At 73.1% G+C, this 8,942-nt stretch carries 8 protein-coding genes and 2 pseudogenes; all 10 read right to left on the bottom strand.

Translation table 11 applies throughout. The annotated features are described in order from the left end of the window. A pseudogene (locus SSQG_RS20880) lies at positions 1 to 322 on the bottom strand (alpha/beta hydrolase); the annotation flags it as partial. Positions 323 to 661: 339 nt separating this feature from the next. Beyond that, on the bottom strand, positions 662 to 1,528 hold the full coding sequence (locus tag SSQG_RS20875; protein WP_003991811.1) for an alpha/beta hydrolase: 867 nt from the start codon (positions 1,526 to 1,528) through the stop codon (positions 662 to 664). 124 nt (positions 1,529 to 1,652) lie between these two features. Further along, positions 1,653 to 2,837 (bottom strand): kynureninase, encoded by a 1,185-nt coding sequence (gene kynU / locus SSQG_RS20870; protein WP_039933265.1) that lies wholly within the window; start codon positions 2,835 to 2,837, stop codon positions 1,653 to 1,655. Between the two features lie 4 nt (positions 2,838 to 2,841). After that, a complete protein-coding gene (locus SSQG_RS20865) occupies positions 2,842 to 3,672 on the bottom strand; it encodes a tryptophan 2,3-dioxygenase family protein (RefSeq protein WP_003991809.1) in 831 nt (276 codons plus the stop codon). Positions 3,673 to 3,823: 151 nt separating this feature from the next. Then, positions 3,824 to 4,237 carry a DUF3151 domain-containing protein gene (locus SSQG_RS20860; RefSeq protein ID WP_003991808.1) on the bottom strand — a complete coding sequence of 138 codons (414 nt, stop codon included), beginning with the start codon at positions 4,235 to 4,237 and terminating at the stop codon, positions 3,824 to 3,826. Positions 4,238 to 4,485: 248 nt separating this feature from the next. After that, entirely contained in the window at positions 4,486 to 5,952 is a 1,467-nt protein-coding gene (locus tag SSQG_RS20855) for an MFS transporter (protein ID WP_003991807.1), read from the bottom strand. A gap of 64 nt (positions 5,953 to 6,016) precedes the next feature. Beyond that, positions 6,017 to 7,048: a class II fructose-bisphosphate aldolase gene (fbaA, locus tag SSQG_RS20850; RefSeq protein ID WP_003991806.1), complete on the bottom strand. Its 1,032-nt coding sequence runs from the start codon at positions 7,046 to 7,048 to the stop codon at positions 6,017 to 6,019. A 147-nt stretch (positions 7,049 to 7,195) separates the two neighbouring features. Further along, on the bottom strand, positions 7,196 to 7,744 hold the full coding sequence (pyrE, locus tag SSQG_RS20845; RefSeq protein ID WP_003991805.1) for an orotate phosphoribosyltransferase: 549 nt from the start codon (positions 7,742 to 7,744) through the stop codon (positions 7,196 to 7,198). A 10-nt stretch (positions 7,745 to 7,754) separates the two neighbouring features. Continuing rightward, positions 7,755 to 8,543 carry an aldose 1-epimerase gene (locus tag SSQG_RS20840; RefSeq protein WP_003991804.1) on the bottom strand — a complete coding sequence of 263 codons (789 nt, stop codon included), beginning with the start codon at positions 8,541 to 8,543 and terminating at the stop codon, positions 7,755 to 7,757. A gap of 66 nt (positions 8,544 to 8,609) precedes the next feature. Further along, positions 8,610 to 8,942: pseudogene (locus tag SSQG_RS44045) on the bottom strand (carbon monoxide dehydrogenase); the annotation flags it as partial.

Here is an 8,942-nt window from a genome sequence, read left to right as displayed (position 1 = left end):
CCGTAGGTGTCGAGGCTCGTGTCGGAGCCGGGGACCAGGACGGCGACGCGGTCGGCCCGGGCGAGGTCGCCCAGGACCTCCGTCACCCGGCCAGAGCCGCGGCCGTCGAAACGCGAGGAGACGCCGGGCCGGGGCGGCCAGGGAACGGTCCGTCGCGGCGCGGTCCCGGGTCGTGGTGGGCGGCCGCCGTCCGGGCCGCCTCGGCGGCGTTGGCACGGTTGGCCGCGTACGCCTCGTCGAGCGTCGACGCGTCGAGAGGGGCAAGCGAGGCGGGCGGCGGAGCCGGGATCTCCGGCCGCACGGCCGCGGAGAGCGGGAGCACGACCGCACCGGCGACGAGCGCCGCGAGCGCGGTCCGCCGCCACCGTCCTGCGTGACGCCACCGCCCTGCGTGACGCCACCGGCCCGCGTGACGCCACCGGCCCGCGCGGCGCCGAGCCCCCTCGCCGCGGCGGTACCTCGATGCGAACCTCACGAACGTCCCCCTCCACCGCACCCGGCCATCGGGTCCGCGTGGAAGGAAAGCTATGGAGCGGGACTCGTCGTCCGCGTCACACTGGGGAACCCATCTCCGGCGTAGCTCTCAGGTACTAGGGGGATGACCGGGGCGGCTCCGGGGCGGCACCGGGGCGGCTCCTCGGGGTGCCGACAAGAGCGCCGCTCACCAGGCCAGTTGCTCGATCTCCTCGATCACCACCGCGCAGGCGTCCGCCGCCGGGTCGATGAGCGGGAAGTGCCCGACCTCGTCCAGCAGGGTCACCCCGACCATCTCCCCCGCCTTCGCCGCCGCGTCCGCGTACGACTCGGTGACCGCCTGCGGCACGTCGAGGTCCGAACGGCCCTGCACGAGGGTGGTGGCGATGCCGGTGGGCAGCAGCAGCGCCGGGTCCGCGTAGGGCTGCCGCTCGGAGAAGTACTCGTCCCCGCCCAGGAACTGACGTACACCGCCGCCGCACACGCCCAGCTTGTCGGCGACCGCGAAGTCCGCGATCGGCGCGAGGGCGACCACACCGCGCAGGGCCGCCGGGACGGGTGTGCGCCAGGGAGAGTCGGCTGGCAGGACGTGCCGGGCGGCGCCCCACAGCGCGAGCTGCCCACCCGCCGAGTGGCCCGTGAGGACCGTACGGCGCGGGTCGGCCTGCGGCAGCAGCTCCCGCACGAACGCCGGGAGGGCGTCCAGCGCGGCGGCGACGTCGTCGAGGGTGTCGGGCCAGCGGCCGGCGACGTCGTCGCCGTCACCACCGCGCCGGTACTCGACACTGGCCACGGCGAACCCGTGCCGGGCGACGAACTCCGCGAAGGGGCTGATGTGACGACGGTCGTACGGCGCCCGCCAGACCCCGCCGTGCAGCACGACGACGACGGGGGCGGGCCGGTCCGGGCCGCTGCCCTCGCGCGGGGCGTAGAAGTCGATCACCTGGTCGGGGTGGTCGCCGTAGGCGGCGGTGGCGTCGGGGGCGACGGGCGCGTGGGAGAACACCGACCTCTCCTCGGCAGCGGCCCGTGCTGCTGCGACGTCGTCCGTCATGCTCCAACCTCTCAGCGATGAAACGTATCTGGCGGACCAGCGGGTCGGCCGCCCGCCGGGACGGTATCAGGCACGCCGGAAGCCACGGCCCCCGCGGCGGCGGGGGCCGTTCGTCACGCGGCACTCACGCCAAGGTCTCCGCCAGCACCCGCGCCGCCCGCTCCACGTCGGCGAAGCCCACGTACAGCGGTGTGAAGCCGAAGCGCAGGACGTCCGGCGCCCGGAAGTCGCCGACCACCCCCCGCTCGATCAGCCGTTTCATCACGGCACCGGCGTCGTGGCAGCGCAGGGCGATCTGGCTGCCCCGCTCCCCGTGCGCCACCGGCGTCAGGCACTCGACCCCGCCCTCGGGCACGTACCGCTCCACGCACTCCAGGAAGAAGTCCGTCAGCGCCAGGGACTTGGCCCGCACCGCCTCGACGGACACCCCGTCCCACACCTCCAGGGCCGCCTCCAGGGCGAGCATGGAGAGGATGTCCGGGGTGCCGACCCGGCCGCGCAGGGCACCGGGGGCCGCCTCGTACTCGCTCCGCATCCCGAACGGCTCGGCGTGCGAGTTCCAGCCGGGCAGCGGGGAGTCGAAACGGTCCTGCACGTCCCGGCGCACATACAGGTACGCGGGTGAACCCGGCCCGCCGTTCAGGTACTTGTAGGTGCAGCCGACCGCCAGATCCACCCCGTGCTCGTCCAGTCCCACCGGCAGCGCGCCCGCGCTGTGGCACAGGTCCCAGACGGCGACCGCGCCCGCCTCGTGCACGGCGGCCGTCAGCGCCGGCAGGTCGTGCAGCCGGCCGGTGCGGTAGTCGACGTGGTTGAGGAGGACGGCGGCGGTACGGTCGCCCAGCGCGCCCGGCACGTCCGCCGGTGCCACCGGCCGCAAGGTGCAGCCGGTCATCCGGGCCGCGGACTCGGCGATGTACCCGTCGGTCGGGAAGGTCGTCGCGTCGACGAGCAGCTCGTCACGGCCCTCCCCGGCCATCCGCACCGCACCCACGAGCGCCTTGAAGACGTTGACGCTCGTCGAGTCACCGACCACGATCTGCCCGGGCGCGGCCCCGACCAGCGGGGCGATCCGGTCACCGATCCGCTCCGGCGCGGTCCACCAGCCGCTCTCCTCCCAGGAGCGGATGCGCAACTCGCCCCACTGGCGGCGGACGACGTCCTCGATGCGGCCGGGGACGACGGCCGGCAGCGCGCCGAGGGAGTTGCCGTCGAGGTAGGTCACGTCGTCGAGGACGAACGCGTCCCGGCTGCCGCGCAGTTCGTCGGCGGCGTCCAGCTTCTCCGCGCGCACCGCGAGTTCGGACACGGGTTCAGACATAGGACCGCGCCGTCCACAGCTCGGGGAACACGTTCTTCTGCGCCCGCTTCTCCAGCCAGGCCACCCCGGCGGAGCCACCCGTGCCGGTCTTGGCGCCCATGGCGCGGCGGGTGGCGACCAGATGGTCGTTGCGCCAGCGCCACACCAGCTCGGCGACATCGCTCAACGCCTCGCCCAGCCGGGCGAGTTCGTCGCTCTCGTCACCCGAGTACACGGCCGTCCAGGCCGCCTCCACCTCCGGCGACGGCTCGTAACGCAGCGCCACGTCACGCCGCAGCACGGACTCCGGGACGTCGTACCCGCGCCGCGCGAGGAGCCGCACGGCCTCGTCGTACAGGCTCGGCTCGTGCAGCGCCTTCTCCAGCTCGGCGTGCACACGCGGCGCGCCCCGGTGCGGGACGAGCATCGACGCGGACTTCTCGCCGAGCAGGAACTCCATCCGCCGGTACATCGCCGACTGGAAGCCGGAGCCCTCGCCGAGGGCGCTGCGGTACGAGTTGAACTGGGCCGGCGTGAGCTGCGCCAGCGGCCTCCAGGAGGCGTTGAGCGCCTCCAGTTCGCGTACGGACCTCTTGAGCGCGGCGGTCGCGGTCGCTACGTCGTCGCCGCGCAGTGCCTGTGCCGCCGTCTCCCACTCGTGGACGATGACGGTGAACCACAGCTCCATCACCTGGGTCGTCACCAGGAAGACCATCTCTCCGGGGTCGTCGGAGAGGGTGTGCTGGAGGTGGGTGAGCACGTCCGCCTTGACGTAGTCCTCGTACGGCGTCGTGCCGGCGAAATCGAGATGCGGGGTCTCGGGCTCGTAAGCCTCGTGGGACATCGCTGTCTCCTGCAGATAACTCCGGGTAGCGGTCCGCCCCTGCCGAATCCGACACGGGGGCCCCGGTCCCCAAGGGCATACTCCGCAATCGTCCCCCGAAACCGCAAGGCCCGCCCGCCCGGGACGGACGGACCTCACACATGGACCGCCGTCAGCCCAGGACCTGCGCCGCCGTCGGCGAGGAGTCCTTCAGGAACTGGGAGCAGCGCTCGTACTCCTCCTGCTCGCCGATGGTCTGCGCGGCACGGGCGAGGGCGTGCAGGGCACGCAGGAAGCCGCGGTTCGGCTCGTGCTCCCAGGGCACCGGGCCGTGGCCCTTCCAGCCGTTGCGGCGCAGCGCGTCCAGGCCGCGGTGGTAGCCCGTACGGGCGTACGCGTACGACTCCACGGTCGCGCCCCGCTCGTACGCCTCGTCGGCGAGCTGCGCCCAGGCGAGGGAGGAGGTGGGGTGCGCTGCCGCGACCTCGACCGGGGATGCACCCGACGCGAGCAGTTCCCGCGGACCGGGGTCGTCGGGGAGGTGGGTCGGGGGCGGGCCCCCGAGCAGATTCTCGTGAATGGACATGCCCCCAAGTCTGCCGCAGGCACGAACCGCGGGCAGCCCTGCCAACCCAGCCGCAGGCAGCCGTGCCAACCCAGCCGCAGGCAGCCGTGCCAACCCAGCTGCGGGCAGCCGTGCCAACCCAGCTGCGGGCAGCCGTGCCGACCCAGCTGCGGGCAGTCGTGCCGCTTGGGGCGGCACGGGTGGGCGCAGCGGCACCCCGCTCCGCCGGGCTGCGCAACGCCCCGGCCTCAGCACCAACGCCCAGCCCCTCAGGACAACCGCTTCCGCACCGGCTCCCCCTCCAGCGGCGGCGCCGCAACACCCCCGTGCCGCAGACACTCCGGCCGCTTGCACCCCGGCGGAGGCCTCCGCACCGTGACCGCCGCGATAACCGCCCCCACCACCATCGCCCCCGCACACCACTCCATCGCCCGCCCGAACGCCGCGTCGAAGGCCGCCGGCTCCCGGTACGCCTCCTCCCCCATCCCCGCCAGCAACGGCAACGCCGCCACCGCCACCAGCCCCGCCGCCCGGGCCGCCGCGTTGTTGATCCCACTGGCCAGCCCGGCCCGCGCGACATCCACGGACCCCAGCACGGTCGCCGTCAGCGGCGCCACCAGCGTGACCATGCCCAGTCCGAGCACCACCAGCGCCGGCAGCACATCGGCCGGATAGGACGCCCCGGGGCCGACCCGCAGCATCAGCAGCATCCCGGCCGCGCACAGCAGCGGCCCCACCGTGAGCGGCACCCGCGGCCCGATCCGGTCGGCCAGCGCCCCGGACCGCGCCGACAGCAGCAGCATCAGCGCGGTCGTCGGCAGCAACGCCGTACCGGCCGCGAGGGCGGAGTAGCCCACGACGACCTGCAGCTGAAGAGCCGCGAGGAAGAAGAACCCGCCGAGCGCCGCGTACACGCACAGCGTGACGAGGTTGACGGCCGTGAACTGGCGCGAGGAGAAGATGTCCGGCGGCATCATCGGCTCGGGCCGGCGCCGCTCCACGACCACGAAGGCGACGGCCGCGACCACCCCGCCCACCGCCGTGACCGCGACCAGCAGGCCGCCCCCGCCGGCCTCGATCAACGCGTACGTCAGCAGCGCCAGCGCCACCGCGCCCAGGACGGCACCGAGCACGTCGAACCGGCCGCGGGCCCCCTCACCGCCCGACTCGGGCACGTGCCGCAGCGCCACCGGCACACACACCAGCGCCACCGGCACGTTCAGCAGGAACACCCACCGCCAGCCCGGCCCGTCCACCAGCCAGCCGCCGACGAACGGCCCGACGGCCGCGCCGATCCCGCCGAACCCGGACCACAGACCCACCGCCCGGGCCCGATCGTCGGGGTGGAAGGACGCCTGGATCAGCGCCAGCGACCCGGGCGTGAGCAGCGCGCCCCCCACTCCCTGCAACGCCCGCGAGGCGATCAGCACCCCGGCGTTCGGCGCGATCCCGCACAGCAGGGACGCCGTCGCGAACCACACGACACCGACGACGAACACCTTCCGCCGCCCGAACCGGTCCCCCAGCGCCCCGCCCAGCAGGATCAGCCCGGCCAGCGTGACCATGTACGCGTTGACCGTCCACTGCAGGGCCGACAGGCTCGCGTCGAGGTCCCGGCCGATGCGCGGCAGGGCCACGTTGACGACGGTCGAGTCCAGCATGGCCATGCTGGAGCCGAGCACGGTGGTGAGCAGGATCCACTTGCCCTGCGAGGAAGCCAGCCGGACATCGGGCATGCAGGGAGCATACGGAAGAGCCCGGCACCACAGCAGGTGCCGGGCTCAACGCCGCGAACCGGACTTACTTGATCTTCGTGCCGGTCGAGCGCAGGTTGCCGCAGGCCTCGACGACGCGCGCGGCCATGGAGGCCTCGGCCAGCTTGCCCCAGGTGCGCGGGTCGTAGGTCTTCTTGTTGCCGACCTCGCCGTCGACCTTCAGGACACCGTCGTAGTTGCGGAACATGTGGTCCGCGACCGGGCGCGTGAACGCGTACTGGGTGTCGGTGTCGATGTTCATCTTCACGACGCCGTTCTCCAGCGCGGTGCGGATCTCCTCCTCCGTGGAGCCGGAGCCGCCGTGGAAGACGAAGTCGAAGGGGCCGGGGGAGGCGGGCTTGCCGAACTTGGCGGCGACGCCCTCGTTCAGCTCCTTCAGCAGCTCGGGACGGAGCACGACGTTGCCCGGCTTGTACACACCGTGCACGTTGCCGAAGGACGCGGCCAGCAGGTAGCGGCCCTTCTCGCCCAGGCCGAGGGCCTCGGCGGTGCGGATCGCGTCGTCGACCGTGGTGTACAGGGAGTCGTTGATCTCGTGGGAGACGCCGTCCTCCTCGCCACCGGTCGGGGTGATCTCCACCTCGAGGATGATCTTCGCGGCGCGGGCCTCCTCCAGCAGCTCCTGCGCGATGGCGAGGTTGTCGGCGAGGGTCTCGGCCGAGCCGTCCCACATGTGCGACTGGAACAGCGGGTTCAGACCGGCCTCGACGCGCTTCCGGGAGAGCGCCAGCAGCGGACGTACGTACCCGTCGAGCTTGTCCTTCGGGCAGTGGTCCGTGTGCAGCGCGATGTTCACCGGGTACTTCTCGGCGACGATGTGCGCGAACTCGGCCAGGGCGACCGCGCCGGTGACCATGTCCTTTTTGTACTGGCCGCCCAGGAACTCGGCACCACCCGTGGAGATCTGGACGATGCCGTCGCTCTCCGCCTCCGCGAAACCGCGCAGGGCCGCGTGCAGGGTCTGGGTGGAGGTCACGTTGATGGCCGGGTAGGCGAACTTTCCTGCCTTCGCCCGGTCCAGCATCTCGTTGTAGACCTCGGGAGTTGCGATGGGCATGCGTCCGCTCCTTGTATCTGCGGGTTGGCGTACTGCGTTCTTTACGGCCCTGACCTAGACCTTGGGATGCGACGTCATCGTCGGCCCCATCTTTCCAGACTTGGCCGGAAGGTCCAGGCCACCGTCCACGCCCTGGTCAGGTCCCGGTCAGTCCAGGCCCAGCTCGTCCTTGGAGAACGCGAAGAGGTACGGCACCCCGGCGCCCTCCTGGATCTTCTCGGCGGCGCCGGTCGCCCGGTCGACGATCGTCGCGACGGCGACGACCTCCGCCCCGGCCTCGCGCACGGCCTCGACCGCGGTGAGCGGGGAGCCGCCGGTGGTGGAGGTGTCCTCGACGACCAGCACGCGGCGGCCCGCGATGTCCGGGCCCTCGACGCGTCGCTGCAGGCCGTGGGCCTTCGCGGCCTTGCGGACGACGAAGGCGTCCAGACGCTTCCCGCGCGCGGCGGCCGCGTGCAGCATGGCGGCGGCGACCGGGTCGGCGCCCATGGTGAGCCCGCCCACGGCGTCGAAGTCCAGGTCGGCGGTCAGGTCCAGCAGCACCTGCCCGACCAGCGGGGCGGCCTCGCCGTCCAGGGTGACGCGGCGCAGGTCGACGTAGTAGTCGGCCTCCAGACCCGACGACAGGGTCACCTTGCCGTGCACCACGGCCTTGTCCTTGATCTGCTGCAGCAGCGCGCCGCGAGTGTCCGTCATGCCGCCCAGCTTAGGGCCGGCGCCAGCTCCAGGTCGTGGTGGCCTCCAGCGGCTCCAGGGGCGTGACCAGGCGCGGCAGGGTGTTGAGCCCGTTGGGCGGGCCGGTCTGCGGTTCCACGCACACGGCGGCGTCCTGCTCGTCGTAGACGACGACCCACTCCTGGCGGCTCGCCACCTTCAGCTCCAGCTGCCCGGGCCAGGTCAGGGTGACGTCGACGCCGCCGGGCATCCCGAAGCAGTCGTCCCAGGGGCCGGGCTTCGGGTCGATGCGGTTGCCGGTGGGCAGGTGGTCGTCGCCGCGCTCCTCCTGCCAGGCGGGTTCGAAGTCGAGGTGTACGTCCTCGCCGCCGAGGTTCCGGTTGAACCACGGGTGCCAGCCGATCTGCGCCGGGAAGGACGAGTCGTACGTCTCCACGGACATGGTGAGGGTCAGCGCGTCCTCGGTGAGGGCGACGACCTGGGTGACGCGGCCCTTGTGGGGCCAGGGGTCGGCGAGCTCGTGGGTGATGACGGCCTCGGCCGTGCTCGTGCGGGCGGTGCGCCAGGCGCTGTCGCGGGCGGTGCCGTGGATGGCGTGGGGCGGGGCGTTGAGGGGCATCTGCCGCACGGCGGCGCCGTCCAGGAACCGTCCGTCGCGGATCCGGCCGCACCACGGCACCATCGGGAAGCAGCCGAACCGCTCCCCCTGCCGGAGCATCTCCACGCCGCCGATCCGCAGCCCTCCGACCCGGCCGCCGTTGCCCGGCTGCACGGTCACCTCCGCGTCGCCCGCGGTCAGCGTGATGTCTTCGTCACTCACGGGACGACCCTACTGGGATGATCAAGAGGCCTCGTGTGGTGCGGGAAGTTTTTCGCCAGGCGGGTCTCAGCGGCGCCTGCGCAGGGCCCGGACGGCCACGACGGCCGAGGCCAGCGCGAGCGCTGCCGCGGGGGCCGCCCAGCGCAGCGGGGCGGGAGTCGACACGGTCTGCGGCGCGGGCACGGGCGCGTACCGCCCGCGCGGCGGCGCGTGATCGACCTCCTCGGCACTGCGCCCGATCATCGTCCGCCGAGCATGCGCCGCCTCGGCAACGTCATCGTCCTCGTCGTCATCCCCCTCAACCCCCTCGCCCCGAGGCCGGAGAGGCGACACCGAAGCGCCGCTTGCGCGGGGGGAAGGGGGCTCGGGGGGTGAGGTGGGCCCTTCGCCGGGGGCCGG

Source organism: Streptomyces viridochromogenes DSM 40736 (genome assembly GCF_000158955.1).
Classification (GTDB): domain Bacteria; phylum Actinomycetota; class Actinomycetes; order Streptomycetales; family Streptomycetaceae; genus Streptomyces; species Streptomyces venetus.
The sequence above is the reverse complement of the archived record's forward strand: the minus strand, read 5'-3'. Positions and strand labels throughout refer to the sequence as shown.